Origin of the sequence: Microcoleus sp. B7-D4 (assembly GCF_036705125.1) — a bacterium.
Lineage (GTDB): Bacteria > Cyanobacteriota > Cyanobacteriia > Cyanobacteriales > Microcoleaceae > Microcoleus.
Genome location: NZ_JAUBTT010000052.1, coordinates 1 through 20,905, shown reverse-complemented (window position 1 = coordinate 20,905; position 20,905 = coordinate 1). Strand labels below are relative to the sequence as shown.

The following is a 20,905-nucleotide window of genomic DNA, read 5'->3' as shown; positions in this document are numbered from 1 at the left end:
TTTAGCAACAGGCAAGATGCCTGTTCCACAATAACTCAACATTTTTAGCAACAGGCAAGATGCCTGTTCCACAATAACTCAACATTTTTGTGGTACAGGCATCTTGCCTGTACTTAACCTTGGTGCAACACCAAACTATTAGCAGAAGGACACAAATCTGCAAGTTCGCAAATATTGCAAGCCGGATTTCTCGCATTACAAACTGCCCTGCCGTGATAAACCAACCGAATCGACCAATTTTCCCAATCCGGCTGCGGCAACAATATCATCAAATCCCGCTCGATCCTTATAGGATCGGTATGTTCGGTCAATCCCAAACGCTGAGTCAAACGTTTGACGTGAGTGTCTACCGTCACCCCCATATTAATACCAAAAGCGTGGGCGAGAACGACATTAGCGGTTTTGCGGGCAACTCCGGGCAATTCTAGCAGCAGTTCCATCCGCTGCGGCACTTGATTGTTAAATTTATTGACGATCGCCTGACAAGCACCTTTAATATTTTTAGACTTATTCCGGTAGAAACCAGTCGATCGCACCAGACTTTCGAGTTCTTCTAAATCAGCATTTGCCAAAGCCACCGCATCGGGAAAGCGCTCAAACAAAGCGGGCGTTACCAAATTTACTCGATCATCCGTACACTGAGCCGAGAGAATCGTCGCCACCAGCAACTGCACGGGAGTTTCGTAGTTGAGAGTGCAAGGAGCTTCTGGATAGAGGCGTTTGAGGCGAATCAGAATTTCGAGTGATCGTTGTTTTAAACTTAACTTTTTAGTCATTAGTCAGTAGTCATTAGTCATTAGTCAGTAGTCATTAGTCAGTAGTCATTAGTCATTAGTCATTTGTTATTTGTTTTTAACTTCCAGGCACGACCGGGGAACCCATAACCAGAGGTTCTGCCTCCCTTGCGTCGGAAAAAAAGGAGAGGGGAAAATAGGAAAATAGGAAAACGGAAAACTAGACATAATTCTTCCTTCTTCCTTCTTCCTTCTTCCTTCTTCCTTCTTCCTTTACTATTGCATCAAAAATCGAAAATCTATCCCAGCCAAATTAGCTGTATCGCGAATAATCAAGAAAATTCCCAAACCCAGCAACAACACCAAACCCGTCTGCATGACATTTTCCTGAATGCGGTTCGGCAGAGGCTTGCCCCGCACTCCTTCTATTAACAGAAAAGCTAGCTGACCGCCATCTAAAGCAGGTAAAGGCAAGATATTAATCACAGCCAAATTGATGCTAATTAACACCGCATACTGAAACAAACTCGCAGCATCCGATTTGGCAATCCCTGCACCAATCGCCACAATCGCCACAGGCCCGGACAACTTGTCGGCAGTCTGGCTGAAATTGCTAAGTAACTGGCCGAAGCCTTGAACCGTCAGCACCACAATCCGCTCAAATTCTGTAGCGGCCTTGCTAAACGCCTCTACAAATCCGGCCCTCTGCCGCACGACAGTGCCGTTAGAAGTTAGCTGCACGCCAATGCGACCTTTGCCGTCGGGCGACTCTTCAGGAGTTACTGTCACCACAAATTTTTGTTCTTGGCGCTGAATTTCCAACGCTAGGGGTTGGTTGGGATGATCTTGGATTGCTGCGACCAATAATTTGACTGCTTCGCCGGAAGCGCCCAATTCCTTGCCGTCAACAGACAGAACAACGTCGCCCGATCGAATTCCCGCTTGTTTCGCGGCCGAACTGACTTCTGCGGCGACTTCCGGGACTTTAACTCCCGGTAGGTAGTTCATTTCTGCCGCGCCGACAGTACCCAATTGCACCACCAGCAGGAAGTAAGCAAAAATTAAGTTGGCAATTACCCCTGCGCTAATGACGATCGCCCGATCGAGCACGGGGCGATTTTTGAGCAAATTCGGGTCATTTGGCGGAATTGTACTGTCTGGATCGTCGTCCGGGAAACCCACGAAACCTCCCAGGGGAAAGGCGCGAAGGGCGTATTCAGTTTCCGGGCCTTGGTACTTCCAGAGGATGGGCCCGAAACCGATGGAGAAGCGGTTGACGTGGATGTGTTGAAGTCTCGCCGCCAGGAAGTGGCCGAGTTCGTGAACGACAATCAAGATACCTAAAACTGCGATCGCTGCCAAAACTGACATGAAGGATTCCACTAACACTTTTACTGGACTTTGATTTATTTTAATATCTTTTTAATATCGGTGGCTTCGGAGGGGCAATTTTCAGTCAAACTGGAAGGTGGTGTTTTTGTCGGAAGTCCCGGCTGCTGCGATCGACCCGACGCTGGCAAACCGATCGCGCGATCGTACCTGAGTTTACCTCTAAAACCAATTCCCATTACCAATTCCCTATTACAAATTCCCCATTACCAATTCCCAGTTACCAATTCCGCATTATGAAAGACACTTCTTTGAATATTATCGCTATTTCTATCTTTGCCATCACCATTTCAATATTGTTGGGGCCCCTATTCAACTTGCCAGAAGCCGTACCTGCGATCGCCACTTTTTGCCTGTTGGGGCTTGCTACCCTTGACAGTTTCCAGTGGCAAGGTCAAGGCGGTACTATTTTATTAGATTGGCTGGGGGGAACTTCCAAACAAAAGCGCGATCGTATCCTTCACCACGAAGCCGGACACTTCCTAGTCGCGTACCTGTTGGGAATTCCCGTAACCAGCTACGCCCTCAACGCTTGGGAAGCATTTAAACAAGGTCAAACAGCCCAAGGCGGCGTCCGATTTGAAGACGAGCAATTAGCATCTCAACTCCAAACTGGCACTCTTTCTGCCCAACTTTTAGACCAATATTGTACCGTGTGGATGGCCGGAATAGTCGCCGAAAAATTTGTTTACGGCAGCGCACAAGGAGGAGCAGAAGACCGCACCAAAATTAGTGCAATTTTAACACAACTGCGCCGTCCAAGTTCCGAGATTCAACTTAAACAAAACTGGGGTTTGCTGCGAGCAAAAAACCTTATCGAAAGCCACAAATCAGCTTACGAAGCCCTAGTACCAGCAATGGAAAAAAGAGCAACTGTTGCCGAATGCTGCGACATTATTCAGCAAAATTTATAGGAGAAAAAAGATTACGCACTCTTGCCTTCTAAACCAGGTTTCTCTGTAGATTTATCACAAAGACAGGACTTACGCACCGCCTCAATATATAGTGTTTTGTAGGGGCAAACCCTCCGTGGTTGCCCCCATACCTGGAATGATTGCGTAAGTCCTAAAAGACAAAAAATTTGCGTAGAAACTGAGTTTAAGAGCGTATTATAGGGATTAAAAATTCATGTCAGAACCCAATATTTTCCCAACTACACTGCAAACAGCGAACCCAAATACAGAAAAATTGTTGTGGCTGTTCGGTTTTCGGATCGACCCCGGCACCGAAATACCAAATCTATATACTCTAATTGTCTATGGAGAACAAGAGCCGCCCTTAGTAGCCGGCGGTCAACTTGTATTTTTTACCCGTCCAGAACTAGCGATTAACGCTCTCCAATTGTGCAATATCGATGTCAGCGAACTGGGAAAGCCACCCACACAAATAGACGCTATTTGCGACATTGCAGAAACGCTGTACTTGCTCGATGCCGAAGATTTTGACGAGTCAGCTACTATCCTCAACTGTTTAAACGCGCTTTTCGATTTAGTGAAAGCTACTTTAATACCGATGCCAACTGAATACAAGCGCATACTTTATGATTTTGCAGACCATTTGAATATTGAGGAAGAGTTTGCAAGTTTTTTAGACGCAGAAGATATTCAGCGATCGGAAATTGTCAATGCCATTTTGTGGTGTGTGGGAGCAATTACAGCTAAATCTAGATTGCTGACATAGCAATTTTAGTTGGGGATTTTAGATTGGGGATTTTGGATTTAAAGTAGTCCGGGACTCTACCAAAGAAACCGGATTTTTTACCATTGTTAAAGTCTCTCATCGAGTATTTTGATAAAAAACCCGGTTTCGGCCAGGGCTGTTTCGGGGCAACCGGGCGTGGGATTGCCCCTACGCAAAACCAGGCTTTTGTAGGGGCGGTGCCCCCGTGCCCGCCCCCACCCACAGATGATTTCATGGACATTTCAGGCATCGGGGCAACCACGGGGGGTTTGCCCCTACAAGAAAATGAAACCGCCCTGCGGTTTCGGCCTCTAGGACTATAGATAATATCGCCAAAGGAAATGGTGCCATGACTGTAACAGATTTACGCTTGTGGACTGTAGACGAATACCGCCGCATGACCGAAACTGGCATTCTCAATCCCGATGAACGAGTAGAATTAATTGACGGGCAAATTATTTCAAGGAGTGCAAAAAAGCCTCCCCACGCAGCAACTAATCTCTGTGCAGCCGACTATCTAAGAAGTCTGCTGGCAGGACTTGCTTTAATTCGCATCCAAGACCCGGTTACTCTAAGTATAAATTCAGAACCAGAACCCGATATTGCTGTAGTGCAAATTGACCCTCGGCTGTACCAAGATTTTCATCCCGCACCAGACAATATTTTCTTATTAATAGAAATAGCTGACACGACTTTAGAAACAGACCGCAAGCGGAAAGCACCGGCTTATGCTAAAGCGGGAATTACTGATTATTGGATACTTGATGTTAACACGCGGCAAGTTTATGTTTTTCGCGAACCGGGCGAGGCAAACTACGGACAAGAAACAGTATTTAATGAAGATGATGTTTTGTCAATGCTGGCCTTTCCAGAAATAGAAGTTCAGATTTCGCAACTGTTTCCTTAAGTCTGTGGGCGGCGGGTTTATCGATATCTTTAGCTACCGATCGATATTTCGGGTAAAACCCGCCCCTTGTATGGTGCTTAGCTGCTAGATTTTCGAGCTTGGGAAGTAGATTATCTGTGGCGACGCACCCTACGGTATCTACGGGTATTGTGTATATTGATATCGCTCGAATTACCACAACGTTGTAGGGGCGGGTTCACAAACCATACATAACAATGACCGACAATTTATAAAAACCCGCCCCCACCCCACCGTAAATCTGAACGTACATTTGGCTTGGAAAGTTGGGTTGGGGCGGGTTTTTGAGATTGTTTGTTTTGGGGCGATTATTGTTGGTGAACCCGCCCCAACAAATCTATCAATTACCAATTACCAATTACCCAGTCTTCAGAATAATCCCGATCGCTACAAAAAACTTAGTATTAGGGCGTAGCGCGAGTTATACTCCTACTGGAAAGACTGTGACTGCCAAAAAATCCCGACATCAAAGTTTATGAGCAACACTTCCCCGGCTCGGCCAGCCGCCGACAACCCCACAACAAAAAAACTCAGCCTCTCAACAAAATTAGCTTACGGTGCCGGCGACCTCGGCCCGGCAATTACCGCTAATGTTTTGGCATTTTACCTTTTAATTTTCTTTACCAATGTCGCTGGTTTACCGGCCGGCTTAGCCAGTAATATTTTGGTAGTTGGCAAGGTTTGGGATGCCATAAATGACCCGATTGTGGGGGTTTTGAGCGATCGTACTTCTCATCCTTGGGGCCGCCGATATCCTTGGATAATATATGGTGGCATTCCCTTCGGCATATTCTTCTTATTGCAGTGGATTGTACCTAGCACGGATCACACAGTGTTATTTTGGTACTATGTTGCGATCAGCATTTTGTTCAACACCGCCTACACGGCTGTCAATCTTCCCTACACTGCCCTGACTCCAGAACTTACTCAAGACTACAACGAACGCACTAGCCTTAATAGTTTTCGATTTGCTTTCTCCATTGGCGGCAGCATCCTTTCATTGATCTTAGCTCTAATTATCTTTCGTGTATTTGAAAAAGACCCGAATCAACAATATTTAGTATTAGGTGCAATCTGTGCAGTTATCTCTGTCTTGCCTTTGTACTGGTGCGTTTTGGGAACTCGCAAGCACGTCGCAGCCCAACTATTAGAAAACGCCGAACTAGATAATTCTACATCTTTGCCACTAAAAGAACAGTTGCAGATTGCATTTAGCAATCGCCCTTTTTTGTACGTCATTGGAATATATCTTTTTTCTTGGCTGGGAGTGCAATTAACTGCTACTATTATTCCCTACTTTGTTGTTAACTGGATGCAACAGCCACAGTACGTTTTTAGCTTGGTTGCGATCGCAGTTCAAGGCACTGCATTAATCATGCTATTTGTTTGGAGTAAAGTCAGCGAGAGATACGGCAAAAAAGCCGTATATTTTATGGGCATGAGTTTGTGGATTATTGCCCAAGCTGGACTGTTTTTCCTCCAACCAGGACAAGTATTGCAAATGTACCTATTAGCAGTCATGGCAGGTATCGGAGTTTCCACGGCTTATCTAATACCTTGGTCGATGATACCGGATGTGATCGAACTCGACGAACTGCAAACAGGAGAAAGACGCGAAGGCGTTTTCTATTCGTTTATGGTACTGCTGCAAAAAATCGGATTGGCAGGGGGTTTGTGGTTGGTAGGTCAAGCATTAGAAGGAGCTGGATTTTTATCTACAGTTCCGGGACAGCCTGCACCCGTACAGCCAGAGTCTGCACTGTTTGCGATTCGAGTTGCGATCGGGCCACTGCCCACAATTGCTTTAATTGCTGGCATGATTCTTACATATTTTTATCCAATAACCCGCGAAGTTCATGCAGAAATATTGTTGAAACTGCGAGAAAGAAAAGCACAAAATCAGTAAGCCCTAATAAGGAGTAGTTGGCAATTAGTAAAAGCGAAAAATAACAATTCCCAATAGCTAATCCGGGCGATATCAATAGCAATCCTCCCATCGGGGGCCAACTCTTTTTTTATTTAACAATGTGTCATCTTCTTATGGCATCGGTTAATTCCCAAAAAAGCCCGTTGCGCGTTTACCTCAAGGATTGCTATCGTTGGCTCGGAAGACAAATCAAAGCGATAGTTTTAGTAATAGCCCCGGAACCCAGAAACCTAGTTTTTTTACTAAAATACATAAATCGCGCCACGCCATCCGCCCCGATAGAAAAACCCCGAATGCTTGAGTTGTTCGAGATGTCATCGGGGTTGAAAACACAAATTATTAAATTTTATGTCTGTCGCGCACTATAGAGAGTAGTTTGTGATATAGCTACGACGCTCTGTAAGTCTATATACTTGATCAGTCATCCAGCTCCTCAAAAAGTTTATAATTAAAAGAAGAAACAGATTTTTCTCGGAAATTGATTCGATTACTTGCCGTTCCCAAAAATCTGCTGAAGGTGGCTAATTATATCTACATGGGAAATGCAAAACCTTTTAGCCGCTCAGTTAGCGCGTAAGTTAACAAGTGCTTCGGCCGTTGACTCGGAACCGAAAAATGCCATAGAGGACAAACCAATACCAGTGCAAGTGGCGGCTGAGGTGTTACGATCAATTGTAAAAGTTTGGTAAAGTTATTGAACCCCCTGTCGCGAAGCTGAGCGACACCCGAAAAAGTTTGCTTCGCCGCCCGGAAACCCTAAATACAAGCACAAGGCAGCAGACCCCAAAAGCAGTCTGATATAACTCTCCAGCAGTTGTAAAAGAACTTTTGCCGCCGGCATAGCATAGGGATTTAGTTATTTTTGTATACTATGTGAAAGTAGTGAGAACTATTAGAAGGAAGTGGGCTCGACCAACCAATAATTTCGTGTGATATCCTTAAGCCAATGCTCAAAGTATCAACCCGAAGGCTCGCAGAAGAAAGCTGATTTTACCCACAAAATATCCAAGAGGTCAACATGGAAAGAGAACAGGACGCTCATATCGTACCAATTAGCAACCAGAGCCGACAGGTGCAGCAATTTTCCGTTGACGAGGGAGAAGAGTTAAGCGCGCAGCCTCAGAAAGGATTGAATCTAAAGCCGTTGTTGAGGACTTTTCAGCGACAAGCCCTAATCATTATTGGGATTATAGGTATAGTAGGGGCTGGAGCTGTTTATCAGATCAAGGGAGGCAAGAAAACATATCAAGCCGATTTTCGGATGCTAGTGGAACCCGTGACAACGGAGGCCAGAATTGCTGACCCCTCTGCCCTAGCCAATCGCGGCGATGGGGGGGGAGTCCCTAGTCGAGATTTTTTTAGTTTGGACTACGCAACTCAACTTCAAATTCTCCAGAGTCCTCAGATGCTGTCGGCTATTGTTAAACAAGTCCAAAAACGATATCCAGAAGTTACCGAGGAAATTCTTAAAAAAGGATTAGTCGTTTTGCGGGTGGGAGAAGATATGATGACGCTGACTAAAATTTTGGAAGTTCGCTTCATGGGGACCGATCCTAAATTAGTTGAGTTCGTTTTACAAGAAACTAAAAAGAAATATTTAAAGTACAGTCTGGACGAACGCAAGACTCGCATTGGTGAAGGTGTTATTTTTATTGAAGACCAGCTTCCGGGACTCAATAAGCGCGTAAACAAGCTGAAATCGGAGTTACAGGTGATACAGGAGCAGCAAAAGATTACCAATCCTCAAGAACAAGGCGCGCAATTAATGCAGCAAGTTCGTACCGTAGAAACTTTAGAGTTAGAAACTCAAAGGCTACTGCAAGAACAGAAAACGCTGTACGCTAACTTGCAAAAACAATTAGATTTTACACCAAATGAAGCTATTGCCGCTTCCGCTTTAAGCGAAGAACCTCAATATAAAGAGTTGCTGACCAAGGTTAAGGAAGTAGAAGGTCAGATTGCTGTAGAAACAGCTCGTTTTAAATCTGCTAACCCTATAGTGGAAGCTTTAGAGCGCAAGCGGGCAAATTTAGTAGCTTTGCTCAACCAGCAAACTGATAGAATTTTGGGGCAAAATTTAGTAGGCACCCAAGCCAATTCTAAAGTTCAGAATTTTCAAAATTCTATTCGCATAGGCTTGATTAAACAATTGGTTGATACTGCTAACGAAGTTGAAGTCTTAGAAGCTCGCCGTCAGGCAATCAGCCAAACTAAAAACAATTTAAACCGACAAGCAACAGAATTCCCCACCATAGCCCGCCGCTACAACGAACTGCAACAGCAATTAGAAGTAGCCGCCCGCACCCGCGATCAACTTTTAAGCCAGCGGGAAACTCTGCGCGTCCAAGCAGCTCAAAGCCAAGTACCTTGGGAAATAATTTCTGAACCACAGATACCGCGAGATGCTAAGGGCAACCTGATTCCAGTTGCCACGAAAGCTAAAAACAAATTTGTGATGGCAGTTGTTGGGGCGCTAGTTTTGGGTCTTGGAGCGGCTATCCTCATTGAAAAGTTCCGCAATATTTTCTACTGTGCTGATGACGTTAAAGATGCGGTTGAAGCGCCTTTATTGGGAGCAATTCCTCTTGACAAAAATGCTAGAAAATTGCAGCCTTCTATTGCTAATGCCTATGCTTATCTGGAAGGAAAAGAGGGTAATAAGAAAAAGGCTGCGGAATTTATAGAAGCTTTTGACTCTCTTTATACTAATATCCGCTTTCTTTCTTCAAATCGAACGATTAGCTCTTTGGCAATTGGTTCGGCTACAGTTGGCGAAGGCAAATCTACGGTTGCTTTAAACTTAGCTCACGTGGCAGCGCTGGCGGGTCAGCGAGTGCTGTTAGTAGACGCAAATTTCCATTCGCCCAGCCTGCACTTGCTGTTGGAACTGCCTAATGTCAAGGGATTGAGCAACTTGCTCGACAATAAAAACGAATCCAATGAAATTATCCAACGATCGCATCTAGCAGATAATCTTTTTGTATTAACTGCTGGTCTCCCGGAGCCTGGTACTGCCAGACGGCTGGCATCATCTCAGATGCAATATTTAATGGAAGAACTTCAGGCAAAATTTGACTTAGTTATCTACGATACGCCGCCGCTGGCGGACAGTAAAGATACGAATTTTTTAGCGGCGCGCACCGATGGCATACTGATGGTTGTAGCAATTCGCCAGGTTCCCTTTTCTTTAGTCCAAAAAGTTTTCAGTCAATTAGAAAATTTTGGCATACCATGCTTGGGCACAGTTGCGAATCATGCCCCTAAACGCAAGAAGTATTCAGCAGCATCGAGATCATCAGTTGTTGAAGATAAAAATGAATATTTGAATTTGACACCAGCGCCGTCTCGTATCCGCAAACTAGCTCCCAAAAAAGAGTGATACCCAACAAAGATGACCCCCAAAAAATCGATACCAACCCCCGACAGCATTCATGGAACTCCCAAAATTTTAGACTCTTGTTCAATCTCCCAGATTCGTCTGTGGAGTAAATCGAAAATCTAAAATCGTTCGACTCAGCGCGACTTGAAGCTCGCGCTTGCCGAACCTCTTAGGCCCAAGTCTAAAATCTCAAATCTCAAATCTCAAATTGACTGATGGCGGACTAATTTCCATCCGGGTTGGTAGGAAAGGTGACGATAAAATTAGTCCAGCCATTGCTGCTATCAACCTCAATTTTTCCCTGCAACTGTTCGACAAGTTTTTGAACCAAAGCTAAACCCAAACCTGTACCTCCTTGTTTCCAAGGATCTGCGTTGGGAACTCGATAAAATTTCTCAAAAATTCGAGGCAATTCCTCTCTGGAAATGGACGATTGATTGCTGAGTGTAAATTGGATTTCTGAAGCCACAGCACTTGCTTGTCGCGAATTTGTCCTTTGTCCTCCTTGTTCCCAGTCTCCGTTTTTGCACTCAACTTTCAGAAAAATTTCGCCGTTATTGGCAGTATATTTGCAGGCATTGTTGAGGAGCTCGGCTAAAATTCGTCCCAAACTAGCGCGGTTGGAACTGATCGTGGGGAGGTGGCGATCGCACTCTACTCGCAAATCCTGGTGGCGGTCGTGGGCCCGGGTGTAAAACGGGTCGATAATAGTAGGCAGCCAGATTTCTAAGTTTACTGGTTCGAGGTCGATCGGACAAGTTGCAGCTTCGAGCCGCTGCAAATCTAGCAAAGCATTAATCAAATCTGTTTCTCTAGTACATTCTGTTTCTAAAATTTCTAGATAAATCTGGCGCCGATCTGGTGTGGGAGAAATTCGCAGCATATGAATAGCCATTTTTATATTAGCTAAAGGCGTCCGCAGTTCGTGAGAAACTGTGCTGAGAAATTCATCCTTGAGGACGTTTAAATGCTGGAGTTCGTGAACTTTTTGCTGCAATTCGGCGGTGCGTTCTTGGACTTGGCGTTCGAGGTCGGTGTTGAGATTTTGGACTTGCTGATAGAGTTGGGCTTGCTGAATGGCGATCGCGATTTGAGTTGCCAGTTGCAGCAGCAAATCCACTTCCGAAGGCTGCCACTGACGGGATTTGGAACACTGATGAACACACATCATCCCCCACAAATTGCCGTCTTGCAAAATTGGTACAATCAAATAAGCTTTGATTTGCGCTTGCTGGAACCGCGCATATTTTTCGGCGCTCAAACAGGCTTGGTCGAGATCCGGAACCGCATAAATTTCCTGTTCGACCACGGAAGCAGATTCTTGCCAAATATTATGCGGCATGATTTCTCCCAAGATTGAAGGCCAATTTTCGGCAACGGATTCTGCCACTACAATGCCGTAATTACTGGGTTCTAAATGCAAGATTGCTACTCGGTCAGCTTGCAAAACTTGGCGGACTTCATCGACGCTGGCGTTGAGAATTTCTTCGAGGTTTAAGGATTGGTGAATCCGCAAAGAAATGTGAGTTAACAGCCGATCGCGCTGCAATTGTTCGTGGAGTTTTGCAGTCCGTTCCCGCACCTGCTGTTCCAGTTTGGCGTTGCGGCTTTGCAACAGTTCCACTTTTTCGGCTTGCAATTGATAAACCGACTGCTGCAACTGTTTGACAACTCGGTACATTTCGGTGGGATCGAGGACTCTGAGCAAGCTGGTCTGAGTAATAATTCCCAACAGTTCTCCGCGCCCCCCGCACACGACCAACCGCTGCACTTGTTGCTGCTGCATTTCTTTGTGCGCCGTCCATAGGGAATCGGAAGGTTGAAGAAATTGCAGGGGAGTTCTCATGACTTTTTGAGCTAGGGTTTGCTTGAAATTTAGTTCAAGAAACTGTGCCTGCACAATGTCATATTCGGTAATAATTCCCAGGGGTTGGTGAAAGGAATAGTGAAAAATGGAGGTATAGTCATCTTTGGGCTTCTCCATTGTTAATTCTTTGTTTTTTGTAATCACTACGCAACTGACTTGATGCTCTGACATCAGTTCGGTTATGGTCAGCAGCGAGGCGGTGTGGGGCGCTGTAATTGGCGTAGTCATTAATTCTGCTACCCGCCGCAATTTAAGAATGTTTGAAGGTTGCAATACTTGGCGAATTCTTTCCCGTGTCAGCACTCCTACCAAGTGCCGAAATTGATTGACGATCGGCAAATAGCGAATCTTGTGCTGGCGAAATAAGGATAAGGCGGTAAACACGTCTTGGTCATCGGATTCTGTGAGGGAGACCGACACCGGGGACATCACTTCGGAAATTGGTATTTTGTGCAGGGCTACTTTGTGCTGGTTGTCTATTGTGCCAGAAGCTATCAGCCTCACTAAGTCGGCGGGAGTTAATATGCCGATTAACAGCCCGCGACTGGGGTTGTCGGATAAGTTGCCTGTGGTAATAGTCTGCTGGTTCTGCACGACGAACACGCAGCGGGCCCGCACCTTTTCCGGCGTGGATGTTTCGGTCATCCCCCCCCGGTCTGAGGGTACAGGTGTTTTGACTAGGGGACAACTGTTTCGCAACTGACTCATCAGGGCGATCGCCACTGCTAAGGAAGTTTCTGGCCCGGCAGTGAGGGGGTAGCGATCGATCGCTTGTTCTAAGGCTGAGGAGTAAAAGGGTGGGTGGTAGAACGGCATAGTGGATTGCAGGTTGTCAGAGGGCGGCTAACGATCGGGCAAAGCCTTAGGGAACGGCAGAAACAGTTCACAAAAAACCGGGCAATACTTGACATTACCGGATTTTTTGTGGCTCTTTTCGTACAGGTGAAACCCGTACAGGTGAAACTGCAAACACCTCTATACGGTTGCTGCACTCCTCAAAGGGTGAGTTTCCGTTTACTTTTCTAATCATATTTAAGGCTGCATTCACATCAGCATTAATCAGCGTTTCATTCCCCGACCGAAACAACCCACGTTTAACTCTCTTACCCTGGTAAGACTCTTGCTTACCGACAGGCTCTAAATCCAAAAAGCTGCACTTACTTGTATAAGATTCTTCTGTAACTGTTACCTTTATTCCCACTAACTCAGCTTTGTAAGTAATCCTTTCTATGAGCGTGGATTGAGGAATTGCTACAAACGTCTGAGTCGTTTTTTTTCCTAATTGTAAATTTTGTTTCCACCCCACATTTTTGCCAATAACTAACTGCCCGATTTGATCGTTCACCAACTGCTTGACTATCAAGCTGCTGGTTTGATGAAGATAGTTTTCAACTCGCTTGTTTCGCTTAAAGGTGATTTGCTGGATTTGAGGTGTGGTATATTTCCCTTTCTCAAGTTTTGACTGTAAAAAGGCTAGGCGCTTATTGAAACCTTGATTGATTGATTTGAGATGTTTCCCATCATAGAGAGTTGGAGTAAATGTTGGCTTATTTGATGCTAAAGCGACGAGGTTATCAATCCCTAAATCTATACCTGCTATGAGTTGAGGGTTTAAATCCACCAACGTTACAGGCTTTTCATAAACAACCTCAACAACGTAGGTCGCTGTGGCAGGAACTATCCTTACCTCTATGACATCTTGGGCTTTTGTAGCAATTATTATGTCACTTTGAGATAAATGAAGTAGCCCATTATTTTTATTTTTTCCCCTTTGTCCTATCGATTGGTTATCATAAATTAACAAGTTACGTCCACAGGTTTTATGTTTGTATTTGGGAATTCGGGGGGGGGATGAAAATTGATGGATATCTCGGTAATAAGCCTTTATTGACTTTTTCCAAGCCTCCCAATCGTGAATAACTTGTTTGAGAACTTGATTGCTAATTTTAGCAGGTAAGGATTTATAGTCGGCTGTGGGTTTTAGGATGGCATATAACTGTTTTAGACTCCTGGCAGCGCCAACTTTTGACCCAGAGTTAAAAAAGTGTTGCCTCATGTAATAGTTACCATGATTGTAGAGATTTTTGGACAGGAAAGATAAGTCATCAAACTGTTTAAAAAACTGATGCTGCCGGTCTATGTAATGCCTTTCAACGACAATCATACTTTTTTGGGGGGAGAAACGAAAAGTTTTTTGTTGCTTTGTTAAGCACTGTACAATAAAGTCTAGGGATTATCCGATATAGTGTAACACCTCGCCTGTGCTTGCGACTTAAATAATAGACTTTCTAATTGATTATTTCCATTAATCTGAGCTTCAGATTAATGGAAATAATCCGCAATCTCATTCATCTCAAATACGCAGGGCGGTTTTTACGGCCTGCTTTTACCCTGAGACTCCCCTATAATCAAAATAACCCGAATGTAAAGTTTTACTACAAGATTTATCCATAATGACAACTTTAAGCTTAGAGCAAATTGCAGCCAAGTTAGAAAGCCAAAATTCCGCCGATCGAATGGTGGCTTTGGCTAACTTGCGGAATGTGCCTGCTGCAGAGGCGGTGCCTTTGATTAAAAAGGTGTTGAACGACGAAAGTTTGCAGGTGCGATCGATGGCTGTGTTTGCTCTTGGGGTCAAACCGACAGCAGAGTGCTATCCCATTCTAGTCAAATTGCTAGAAACTGACCCGGATTACGGCATTCGCGCTGACGCTGCGGGTGCTTTGGGCTATCTCGAAGATATCAGAGCTTTTGATGCTTTGGTGCGCGCTTTTTACGAAGATACTCAATGGCTGGTGCGGTTCAGTGCTGCTGTTTCTCTGGGGAATCTCAAAGATCCCCGGGCCCGCGACGTGCTGCTAAAAGCTCTCGACAGCGAGCAAGTGGTGATCCAGCAGGCGGCAATTTCGGCTTTGGGGGAAATTAAGGAAATTGGGGCGATCGATCGCATCCTCAATTTTGCTCAGTCGGAAGATTGGCTGATCCGCCAGAGGCTGGCTGAAGCTTTGGGCAATTTGCCGAGTATTAAGAGCGTTTCGGCTTTAAAATACTTAGAAAAAGATAGTAATTCTCAAGTATCTAAGGCGGCAACAATTTCTCTCGATCGTTTGTCAAAAGCAGAAGGATAACAGATACCCATACTTTTTTTGTAAGTGTTTCATTTCCGGGCTTTGAAGCCGGGGATGAAACACCTATAGCCTAATTTATTCAGCCCTCTGCTAGGTCAACCGATTGCTCAGTTCTTGAGGTGACAAAACGGGAATCGGCGACCCTGCGAATCCATTCACATCCCGAGTAACGATCGCCTCTAACTCTAACTCGATCGCACACGCTATCTGCACCGCATCTTCAAAATCCGGCAATCAAGGGCGCAATCGCTTGCTCCAGAACCTCTCGATCCACCGCACAAATTTCCATCAATGCCAAAAGTCGAGTTACGGCGGCAATCGCAGCTTCAGAACTCTTGGTTTGTCGTCCAACCACATAATGCACATCCGTAACCGTTGTCGCTGACATAAACCCTTCAACTCGCCCCGATTCAACTGCATTCAGTAAAAAAGCAGCATCCGCTACGAAAGGTTCGCCTGCCAGCATTGCATCCAGTAAAACATTGGTATCAAATAAAACTTTCATTACAGATACTTTTGCACTAACCGCTCATCCAACATTGCCTTTACTTCTGCATCTGTAGGTGGTGGCGCGTCCGTTTTCGCAATGCCAATTAAACTAGCGGCTAAACCCTTCGGTTTCACCTTCGATCGGGGTTTGGGTTGGAGCGATCGCATCAAGGCATCGATCAACTGCCATCGCTCCTCGGCAGACAACCTCAGTGCTCGGTCTTGAAGTTCGCGTAACGTCATAGTAGTTATCTTTCACAGAAAGCATTGGACAAGCAGGCAAGTATATAAATACCCCCGCTTCAAATTTTAGCGCCTCAAGTGATATAATGTTAGCTTCTTAAAAACACTTAATTTTTCGGGAGAGGGAGTTAAATGCCCTACAGTCAATTTAGCATAGAACAAATTAAGGCAACTTTCGGCATCGCCTTTTCGAGCAAGATGGGCTTGTTTGCTGACATTCCCGCAATAGAACCAAGCAGTTTTTTGCAAGAAACTTTGCAATTTAATCTGCCTTTAGCACTAGAAATTAATTCCGAGAAAGCTCGCTCCGAGCTAATTGTCGCGCCAATATTAGTTGAGATTAAAAAACGGCTCCCGGAACGGATGAGTTTATTTTCCGGTCGAGAATTCAATGTAGACGCTGCTAGGGGTTTGAGCGGTTATTGCGATTTTCTAATTAGCCGATCGCCGGAACAGCTAGTCATTGAATCCCCAGTTATCGCCTTGGTTGAAGCCAAAAATGACAACATCCAATCCGGCTTAGGACAGTGCATGGCAGAAACGATCGCAGCACAAATATTTAACCAGCGTCAAGAAAATGACATTCAGACAATTTATGGAGTTGTCACCACTGGTAGTATCTGGAAATTTTTCAAGTTAGAAGGAATTGCGATCGAGATTGACACCAGCGAATATTTTATTAATAATGTTGGTAAAATTCTCGGTATCTTAATAAATTTTATAGAGTCTTGAGTGAAACCAGAATGTATTATTTAAGCTGCTGCGTGCAAATCGCAAGTTAATATAGTTGTAGATATCCTTTAACCAAAGCCAGCCATGAATCAAGCGCCCAATCCTTTTAACTCAAATCCCTCCAATCCGCTAGACCCCTTGGAGCAAGAAGTTGACGAGCAAGGTCAAGAATTGCCGAGACAGTACCACCCGGCAACTAAAAAAACTCTGCAAAAAGTCTTTATCATCCTGGTAGTTGTTGGGGCAATTATTGGGGGAATTCTATCTATAGGGGTGATTTCACTGATGCAGAAGGCGGGACTGACAGATGTGCCGGCAAGGGTACAAAATCCTAAGTGAATGGGTGAGTTGAGCGTACCGGAAGCGATCGCCGAGCCTTAATTATAGTATCGTTCAATATCGCGCCCATGTTGGGCGAAATTAAGACGCGATCGCTCGCCTAGTCCCAAAGAAATCTTAATATTTTCATTATTTTTTTGGATGCACCTGTGTCTATACAATCCAATTCGGTGCTGCAGGGGCCCCGGCAAAAAACTGTTTCCAATAAATCCCACTTATTCTGGCTAAGAGAATGTTACTTATTGGGCTATTTATCGCCACCTTTTTTTTAGCATACTGCAATGGTGCTAATGATAATTTTAAAGGCGTGGCGACACTGTTTGGCAGTCAGACGACGAACTACAAAACAGCAATTGGTTGGGCAACGATCACAACTTTTACCGGTTCAGTATTTTCTATCTTTCTAGCAGGAAGCCTGGTAAAAAGCTTTTCGGGAAAAGGGCTAGTTCCAGACGAGATAGCCAATGGTACAGATTTTCATTTGGCAGTCGCCATCGCTGCGGGTTTAACCGTTATTCTTGCTACCTTAACTGGATTTCCTATTTCCACAACTCACGGTCTTACAGGTGCGCTTGTCGGTGCAGGTTTAGTAGCAATTGGTACTCAAGTTAATTTTACAGCATTGCAGAAAACTTTTTTAATGCCTTTGTTGCTGAGTCCCCTGATTGCGATTCTATTAGGAGCTTTAATTTATGCGCTGTCTCGCTACCTGCGAGTTTATTTAGGAATCAAGAAAGAATGGTGTATTTGCGCTGGTCAAATTCAACAGATTATTCCCATTCCCCAGCCCGATGCAACTAACATACTGAAGTGCATCACAACCGCTGATGTCGCGGTCGATTCTCTAGATAAATGCACGCAAAGGTATTTGGGAAATTTCTTACAAATTCCCAGCCAAAAGTTAGTGGATGTTTGCCATTTTATGAGTGCGGGAATCGTCAGTTTTGCCAGAGGATTGAACGATACTCCGAAAATTGTTTCGATCATGTTAGTCGGTCAATCAATATCAGTTCAGTGGGGAAGTTTAGCAGTAGGTTTGGGAATGGCGATCGGCGGTTTGTTGAATGCTAGAAAAGTGGCCGAAACAATGAGCAAAAAGCTTACAGCAATGAATACCGGTCAAGGGCTGGTGGCAAACTTAGTGACGGGATTTTTAGTTATTGCTGCCAGTCGCTATGGACTTCCAGTTTCTACTACCCATGTTTCGGTAGGTTCAATCTTTGGTGTAGGATTGATTTCAAAAAAAGCTAACGTGCGCGTTTTCTATCAGATTCTACTATCATGGATGTTGACCTTGCCAATTGCTGCTGCAATCAGTGGCGGCGCTTACTGGGTGTTGCATCGGTAAGAGAATTAATCGTTAGTCCTAGAAGAGAAAGAGTTCGCAGTTGATTTGGGATTGTCATCAAAGGATAACCCGATCAAATCTAACGGTAAAAACAAGAAACCGCGCCGGGAGTTTTTGAATAAAAATTTAAGGGTAATTTATGGTTAAAAATTCTCCGATCGCGCCACCTGTTGCAGATAAATTGATTGCTGCTGGCTTTCACGCTCTTTCTGACCCCCTGCGGCTTCAGATTTTGGAGTTGCTGCGGGAACAGGAGTTGTGCGTTTGCGAATTGTGCGATCGACTTTCTGTCCCTCAGCCTAAACTCTCTTTCCACCTCAAAACCCTAAAAGAAGCCGGTTTAGTCCGCAGCCGCCAAGAAGGCCGCTGGATTTACTACAGCCTCAATTTAGCTCAGTTTGTCGCCCTCGAACAGTACCTCGCCGAATACCGCCGCTTCTGCCAGATCCTGCCGGCGCGCCCTTGTTCCGACGCGGGTTAACCCATCAACATTTCTTAATCACTCAAATACTGATATGGCTATTTTGATGATTGACATATCAAATTTTATTGATATGATGGGATGGAACAAATTAGTTGAGAGCGATGGATGCAACAGGTCAGAGGTTAGGTTGTGCTCGGCCAGATTGCAGGCGAGAGGCGATCGCCGAATTTCTAGGTACATTTATTTTGGTTTTTGCAGGCACCGGTGCGGTGATGGTTAACAAAACTAGCGCGGGTTCCGTAACTCATTTAGGCATCAGTTTTGTATTTGGTGCAGTAGTAACTGCGATGATTTACGCCCTAGGACACATCAGCGGTGCACACTTTAATCCGGCCGTAACTTTAGGGTTTTGGGCGAGCGGTTTTTTCCCAAAATACAAAGTTTTGCCTTACGTTTTAGGGCAGTGTGCGGGTGCAATCGCAGCTTCTAAAGTGCTGCTAATTACCCTAGGAAAAGTCGCAAATCTCGGTGCAACTATCCCTCTCAATGGTAACTGGTTGCAGTCTCTAATTTTAGAAACTGTTTTGACCTTTATCTTAATGTTTGTTATCCTCGGTTCAGGACTTGATAGACGCGCTCACATCGGCTTTGCCGGGATAGCAATTGGGTTAACTGTAGGGTTAGAAGCTGCATTTATGGGGCCGATTACCGGAGCGAGTATGAATCCGGCACGCTCTCTAGGCCCGGCTTTAGTTGGTGGCATTTGGGAACACCACTGGGTTTACTGGGTTGCTCCTATTTGGGGAGCACAATTAGCAGTCGCAGTTTATCGGGAAATATCTAACGGATTTCGGGATTTTAAGTGAAAGCATTATGGCAAATTTTACGCACAAACCGAGAATTTTGTTCCTATACGGCTCTTTAAGAGAGCGTTCTTATAGTCGCTTGTTGGCGGAAGAATCGGCGAAAATTATTGAGGGCTTCGGCGCCGAAGTTAGGTTTTTTAATCCTCTAGAATTGCCTATTTATGGTAGCGTTCCCGATACGCATCCGAAGGTTCAAGAATTACGGGAATTGAGCCTGTGGTCGGAGGGTCAAGTGTGGTCGAGTCCAGAAATGCACGGCAATATTACCGGCATTATGAAAAATCAAATTGACTGGATTCCTTTAAATATTGGGGCCGTCAGACCGACTCAAGGCCGAACTTTGGCGGTGATGCAAGTTAGCGGCGGTTCGCAGTCTTTTAATGCTGTCAATACTTTGAGAATTTTGGGTCGCTGGATGCGGATGTTTACGATTCCGAATCAGTCTTCGGTTGCTAAGGCTTATCAGGAGTTTAACGATGATGGGACGATGAAGGATTCGCCTTATCGCGATCGCGCGATCGACGTGATGGAGGAACTGTACAAGTTTACCTTACTGTTGCGGGAGCAAACCGACTATTTGACCGATCGCTACAGCGAACGCAAGGAACAAGCCGCTAAAGAGACGATCGCACTAGCAAATCGCGCCCTTGAAACATCTAACTAACAACCACCAACTAACAACTAACAACCAACAAAAACCATGAAAAAAGTAATGTTTGTTTGCAAAAGAAACTCCTGCCGATCGCAAATGGCAGAAGGATTCGCTAAAACCATCGGAGCCGGCAAGATTGGAGTCACCAGTTCCGGGTTAGAATCAAGCAGAGTTCATCCGACAGCAATTCAAGTCATGTCAGAAATCGGCATTGATATCACCGATCAAACATCAAACCCATTAAACGAATTCAATGCAGAAGACTACGATGCAGTAATTTCTCTGTGTGGCTGCGGCGTGAATTTACCCGAAGCGTGGGTATTGCGAGAAGTGTTTGAAGATTGGCAACTCGACGATCCCGACGGACAACCCATCGAAACTTTTCACCGCGTTCGAGATGAAATTAAAGCACGAGTTGAGAAATTAGTGGACTCTCTAAAGTAAGATTAGTGTCAAAATTATAATTCTTGCCTTGTCGGTTTTAACTCAGCTCTTGCAGTATTGTCAATAAGCCTTTTCTGAACAGGCTTTTCGGCCTGTTCCACAACAAAATTCCTCTCCTGTGGAACAGGCCGGAAAGCCTGTTAATCGAGAATGGTGCAAGATGTCAGCTTTAACTGAGTTGTAGTATTGTCAATAAGCCTTTTCTGAACAGGCTTTTCGGCCTGTTCCACAACAAAATTAATCTCCTGTGGAACAGGCCGGAAAGCAGGGTAAACGCATCTAAATTAATTTGACAAATACCTAAATTTGTGCACTACTAAATAACTAAAAAAACCTTCT

General features: G+C 44.8%; 21 protein-coding genes. 13 read left to right on the top strand and 8 right to left on the bottom strand.

Annotated elements, in window-relative coordinates:
- Nucleotides 1-113 precede the first annotated feature (113 nt).
- From nth to QUB12_RS20760, 3 genes are all read right to left on the bottom strand, one after another.
- The gene (gene nth, locus QUB12_RS20770; RefSeq protein ID WP_333200319.1) at nt 114-776 is read right to left on the bottom strand and encodes an endonuclease III; all 663 of its coding nucleotides are present in this window, start codon (nt 774-776) and stop codon (nt 114-116) included.
- Between the two features lie 234 nt (nt 777-1,010).
- The gene (rseP, locus tag QUB12_RS20765) at nt 1,011-2,105 is read right to left on the bottom strand and encodes an RIP metalloprotease RseP (RefSeq protein ID WP_333144977.1); all 1,095 of its coding nucleotides are present in this window, start codon (nt 2,103-2,105) and stop codon (nt 1,011-1,013) included.
- A 35-nt stretch (nt 2,106-2,140) separates the two neighbouring features.
- Entirely contained in the window at nt 2,141-2,302 is a 162-nt protein-coding gene (locus QUB12_RS20760) for a hypothetical protein (RefSeq protein WP_333144976.1), read from the bottom strand.
- 57 nt (nt 2,303-2,359) lie between these two features.
- On the opposite strand from QUB12_RS20760, the gene QUB12_RS20755 reads away from it, so the two are divergent.
- The 5 genes from QUB12_RS20755 to QUB12_RS20735 all read left to right on the top strand — a co-directional run bounded on the left by QUB12_RS20755 (nt 2,360) and on the right by QUB12_RS20735 (nt 10,034).
- Nucleotides 2,360-3,037, top strand: coding sequence for an ATP-dependent Zn protease (locus tag QUB12_RS20755; RefSeq protein WP_333308204.1), 678 nt, complete (start codon nt 2,360-2,362; stop codon nt 3,035-3,037).
- A gap of 214 nt (nt 3,038-3,251) precedes the next feature.
- Nucleotides 3,252-3,803, top strand: a complete 552-nt coding sequence (locus tag QUB12_RS20750) for a hypothetical protein (RefSeq protein ID WP_333308202.1) — start codon at nt 3,252-3,254, stop codon at nt 3,801-3,803.
- 349 nt (nt 3,804-4,152) lie between these two features.
- On the top strand, nt 4,153-4,710 hold the full coding sequence (locus QUB12_RS20745; RefSeq protein ID WP_333144973.1) for a Uma2 family endonuclease: 558 nt from the start codon (nt 4,153-4,155) through the stop codon (nt 4,708-4,710).
- Nucleotides 4,711-5,203: 493 nt separating this feature from the next.
- The gene (locus QUB12_RS20740; RefSeq protein WP_333308200.1) at nt 5,204-6,634 is read left to right on the top strand and encodes an MFS transporter; all 1,431 of its coding nucleotides are present in this window, start codon (nt 5,204-5,206) and stop codon (nt 6,632-6,634) included.
- 1,039 nt (nt 6,635-7,673) lie between these two features.
- Nucleotides 7,674-10,034: a polysaccharide biosynthesis tyrosine autokinase gene (locus tag QUB12_RS20735; RefSeq protein ID WP_333308197.1), complete on the top strand. Its 2,361-nt coding sequence runs from the start codon at nt 7,674-7,676 to the stop codon at nt 10,032-10,034.
- Between the two features lie 223 nt (nt 10,035-10,257).
- On the opposite strand, the gene QUB12_RS20730 is transcribed toward QUB12_RS20735, so the two are convergent.
- Nucleotides 10,258-12,717: a CBS domain-containing protein gene (locus tag QUB12_RS20730; RefSeq protein WP_333145613.1), complete on the bottom strand. Its 2,460-nt coding sequence runs from the start codon at nt 12,715-12,717 to the stop codon at nt 10,258-10,260.
- A gap of 94 nt (nt 12,718-12,811) precedes the next feature.
- A complete protein-coding gene (locus QUB12_RS20725; RefSeq protein WP_333145615.1) occupies nt 12,812-14,065 on the bottom strand; it encodes a transposase in 1,254 nt (417 codons plus the stop codon).
- A gap of 289 nt (nt 14,066-14,354) precedes the next feature.
- On the opposite strand from QUB12_RS20725, the gene QUB12_RS20720 reads away from it, so the two are divergent.
- On the top strand, nt 14,355-15,029 hold the full coding sequence (locus QUB12_RS20720) for a HEAT repeat domain-containing protein (RefSeq protein WP_333145617.1): 675 nt from the start codon (nt 14,355-14,357) through the stop codon (nt 15,027-15,029).
- A gap of 90 nt (nt 15,030-15,119) precedes the next feature.
- Here the strand turns inward: QUB12_RS20720 and QUB12_RS20715 are convergent, their stop codons facing one another.
- From QUB12_RS20715 to QUB12_RS20705, 3 genes are read right to left on the bottom strand one after another with little or no spacing between them, the layout of a single operon-like run.
- Nucleotides 15,120-15,263 carry a hypothetical protein gene (locus QUB12_RS20715; protein ID WP_333145619.1) on the bottom strand — a complete coding sequence of 48 codons (144 nt, stop codon included), beginning with the start codon at nt 15,261-15,263 and terminating at the stop codon, nt 15,120-15,122.
- The gene (locus QUB12_RS20710; protein WP_333145622.1) at nt 15,250-15,534 is read right to left on the bottom strand and encodes a PIN domain-containing protein; all 285 of its coding nucleotides are present in this window, start codon (nt 15,532-15,534) and stop codon (nt 15,250-15,252) included. Before QUB12_RS20710 ends, QUB12_RS20715 begins: the two co-directional genes overlap by 14 nt.
- Entirely contained in the window at nt 15,534-15,761 is a 228-nt protein-coding gene (locus QUB12_RS20705) for a hypothetical protein (protein WP_106146537.1), read from the bottom strand. Before QUB12_RS20705 ends, QUB12_RS20710 begins: the two co-directional genes overlap by 1 nt.
- A 132-nt stretch (nt 15,762-15,893) precedes the next feature.
- On the opposite strand from QUB12_RS20705, the gene QUB12_RS20700 reads away from it, so the two are divergent.
- The 7 genes from QUB12_RS20700 (at nt 15,894) to arsC (ending at nt 20,566) form a co-directional block, all read left to right on the top strand.
- Entirely contained in the window at nt 15,894-16,493 is a 600-nt protein-coding gene (locus QUB12_RS20700; RefSeq protein ID WP_333145623.1) for a hypothetical protein, read from the top strand.
- Between the two features lie 84 nt (nt 16,494-16,577).
- Nucleotides 16,578-16,832, top strand: a complete 255-nt coding sequence (locus QUB12_RS20695; protein ID WP_333145625.1) for a hypothetical protein — start codon at nt 16,578-16,580, stop codon at nt 16,830-16,832.
- Nucleotides 16,833-17,064: 232 nt separating this feature from the next.
- Nucleotides 17,065-18,180, top strand: coding sequence for an inorganic phosphate transporter (locus QUB12_RS20690; protein WP_333308195.1), 1,116 nt, complete (start codon nt 17,065-17,067; stop codon nt 18,178-18,180).
- A 139-nt stretch (nt 18,181-18,319) separates the two neighbouring features.
- The gene (locus QUB12_RS20685; RefSeq protein WP_333145629.1) at nt 18,320-18,661 is read left to right on the top strand and encodes a metalloregulator ArsR/SmtB family transcription factor; all 342 of its coding nucleotides are present in this window, start codon (nt 18,320-18,322) and stop codon (nt 18,659-18,661) included.
- 104 nt (nt 18,662-18,765) lie between these two features.
- The gene (locus tag QUB12_RS20680) at nt 18,766-19,470 is read left to right on the top strand and encodes an MIP/aquaporin family protein (RefSeq protein ID WP_333145632.1); all 705 of its coding nucleotides are present in this window, start codon (nt 18,766-18,768) and stop codon (nt 19,468-19,470) included.
- Nucleotides 19,471-19,477: 7 nt separating this feature from the next.
- A complete protein-coding gene (gene arsH, locus QUB12_RS20675; protein ID WP_333145634.1) occupies nt 19,478-20,134 on the top strand; it encodes an arsenical resistance protein ArsH in 657 nt (218 codons plus the stop codon).
- Nucleotides 20,135-20,170: 36 nt separating this feature from the next.
- Nucleotides 20,171-20,566 carry an arsenate reductase, glutathione/glutaredoxin type gene (gene arsC, locus QUB12_RS20670; protein ID WP_333145636.1) on the top strand — a complete coding sequence of 132 codons (396 nt, stop codon included), beginning with the start codon at nt 20,171-20,173 and terminating at the stop codon, nt 20,564-20,566.
- Nucleotides 20,567-20,905 lie beyond the last annotated feature (339 nt).